At 65.3% G+C, this 2,240-nt stretch carries 3 protein-coding genes and 2 pseudogenes; 2 read left to right on the forward strand and 3 right to left on the reverse strand.

Annotated elements, in window-relative coordinates; translation table 11 throughout:
* A pseudogene (locus tag ACWCPY_RS43140) lies at positions 1 to 362 on the forward strand (hypothetical protein); the annotation flags it as partial.
* 79 nt (positions 363 to 441) lie between these two features.
* Here ACWCPY_RS43140 and ACWCPY_RS43145 read toward each other — a convergent pair.
* From ACWCPY_RS43145 to ACWCPY_RS43155, 3 genes and pseudogenes are all read right to left on the reverse strand, one after another.
* Positions 442 to 789, reverse strand: a complete 348-nt coding sequence (locus tag ACWCPY_RS43145) for a hypothetical protein (protein WP_451274658.1) — start codon at positions 787 to 789, stop codon at positions 442 to 444.
* Positions 789 to 1,202 carry a hypothetical protein gene (locus ACWCPY_RS43150; RefSeq protein ID WP_451274660.1) on the reverse strand — a complete coding sequence of 138 codons (414 nt, stop codon included), beginning with the start codon at positions 1,200 to 1,202 and terminating at the stop codon, positions 789 to 791. Before ACWCPY_RS43150 ends, ACWCPY_RS43145 begins: the two co-directional genes overlap by 1 nt.
* Positions 1,123 to 1,287 (reverse strand): annotated as a pseudogene (locus ACWCPY_RS43155) (reverse transcriptase N-terminal domain-containing protein); the annotation flags it as partial. The gene ACWCPY_RS43150 and the pseudogene ACWCPY_RS43155, both read right to left, overlap by 80 nt.
* 483 nt (positions 1,288 to 1,770) lie before the next feature.
* On the opposite strand from ACWCPY_RS43155, the gene ACWCPY_RS43160 reads away from it, so the two are divergent.
* Positions 1,771 to 2,115 (forward strand): hypothetical protein, encoded by a 345-nt coding sequence (locus tag ACWCPY_RS43160; protein WP_451274662.1) that lies wholly within the window; start codon positions 1,771 to 1,773, stop codon positions 2,113 to 2,115.
* The last annotated feature ends 125 nt before the right edge of the window (positions 2,116 to 2,240 follow it).

The following is a 2,240-nucleotide window of genomic DNA, read 5'->3' on the forward strand; positions in this document are numbered from 1 at the left end:
AAGGGGTGCGCTCCGTCCTGCACTCCGCATTCACCACCGCGCTGGCCCAGTTCTGTCTGGAGAATGGCAGACCGCACCCGGGCTTCATCGTTCTCGACTCGCCGGTGGTCACCTATCGGGACCCCATCATGGACGACGAGCCAGTCGGCGAGGACGTCGACATGACTTCGCACGTGGTCGACCACTTCTACGCAGGCATGCTCGACTTCCGCGGTCAGGCCGTCATCATCGAGAACGGTGATCCGCCCCTCAATGTCCTGTCCGAAGCCTGCATCTACCGCTTCGCCGGAACGGGGCCGGGCCGAAACGGCTTCTTTCCCGAAGACCCCCAGGAGACCGAGGCGGACACGCTTTTGCTCTGAACCGCTGAGTAGACCGCCGGGCGAACCGCTCCCTCGGCGGCACGCAAGTGCAGGCGGCAGCCGCCCCTGGTCCGACCGGTCATTCGCTATACCGGTGGTCCAGTTCCTCAAAGATCTGGCGGTGCAGCTCCGTGCGCGAGCCGGGGATCTGCAGACGGCCGGCACGGGTCTCGAAGGGTGACAGGCGCGCACGGATGTGCCCGTACTGCTCTGGGTGGCGTCGCACCAGCTCGTTGTAGTCCTGATTGGAGACGTGCTTCAGCACCGCGTGACTGGGGTCGCGGCGCTCGGCCACGGACAGTGCATCGTTGAGCGAGGTGATCAGTCGGATGGCCTCAGCGCGGCGCTGCAGCAGTGCGGCGAACAGGCGCCGCCGGACGTGGAGTCGCTCGAGCTGCGCCGGGGTGTGCTGCGTCTGCTGGAGCATCAGATCGTGCAGGCCCGTGCAGTGCGGGTTGTGCCGGCGGCCGCGGCGAAGGCGACCAGTGTTTGGGTGAGCTGGTCCCGCCACCGGTTGAGCACCAGCGGGTGGCACAGCACATCGTTGCGTTCGTCCTGCCGGGAGGCGTCGGTGAGCAGCCGCTGCTGGAAGGCGGGGGTGCCGAGCTCGAGAACGTGTCGCACAGCGTCGTTGAGGGGAGCGATGAGCCATCCGTTGTCGATGCAGCGGGTGATCTTGTCCTGGATGCAGCGCACTGGAGCGGCTGCCGAGGCGGTCACGCCAGCTCTTACCGCGAGTTCGCGTACGAGCTCCTCCTTCTCATCGATCTTGCCCATTGCACGGCGCAGCAGGTCGGCGCCGCCGAGGGGGTACCCGGCCAGTTCCCGGGCGATGGCCATGATCTTCTGTTTCCCAATCGATCCCGGCTGTCCGACGCCCAGCGTTTCGCTGAGTGACCTGCCGAACGCTGACCAACGTGTTCGACCAGGACGTAAGTTCAGTGGGTGTCGTCGATCTGTTGGCGGGTTCAGATGGTTAGGATGTGGTAAGTGCGGGGGTTCGGTGTGGGCCGGTTCCTGTGAGCAGGTATTGTCCGGCGGTGGGCTGTCGGTGCGGTTTTCGGGTTGTGCTCGGCGGGTTCGGTTGCGGACGGCACTTCGTAGCTGATGTGCGGGGCTGCGCTGTCGTGGGGGTGGTGGTGTGCTGTCGTGCTTTTCCGGGTGTTTGTGTTCTTGCTTGGGGTGCGCCCGTGGGCGGGCGTGGCCGAGGGGCGGCGCGCGTGCTCTGTGTCTGTGACGTGTTCTGGTGCCGGGCCGATATCTCGTAGCCCTGGCACACGGTGCTGGTGCTGGCGCATGGTCTTGTGTGAAGGCCTGCGCGGTCTTTGGTGTTTCCGGATCCGGAAGGGCGGCTGTGTGCGGGGGTGTCGGTGTTGTGGTCTCTTCTGTCTGTCGAGCGAGGAAAGTGATGAGTGAGAAGGGCCCTGTCGGCTCTGGTGTGCCGGACGGCGAGAAGTTAGCCGTCCTGGATCTCGTGGAGGCCTGGATCGAGAAGCGGATCGAGACGCGGGTGAAGATGCGGGCCGGGGTGCGGGCGGGGGCCGGGGTCGGGGTCGGGGGTGTGGGGGCCCGGGTCGGGGTTGTTGGTGGGCTGGGGTTCGGTGTTTTGTTCCTGGCTGGTTTGGTGGCCGTGGTCGGCTTCGGTGGCTTCGGGATCGGTGGTGCTTCCCCGGACGAGGCCTCCTTGGGTGGTGTGTGTCTGGTTGGTGGGTGTGTGATGTGTGATCAGGGTTTGTTGGGTGGGTGGTTTTAGTCGTGGAGGATATTCGGATCAGTGGTGGGTTGGCTTCTTTTGTGGAGGTCTGGCTTGGTGCGAGTGTGCCGAGGGGGAGTGAGGGTCGGGGGTTTGATAGCCGGTTGCCGTTTTTGGAGACGGCG

It is taken from the genome of Streptomyces sp. NPDC002403 (genome assembly GCF_053593015.1).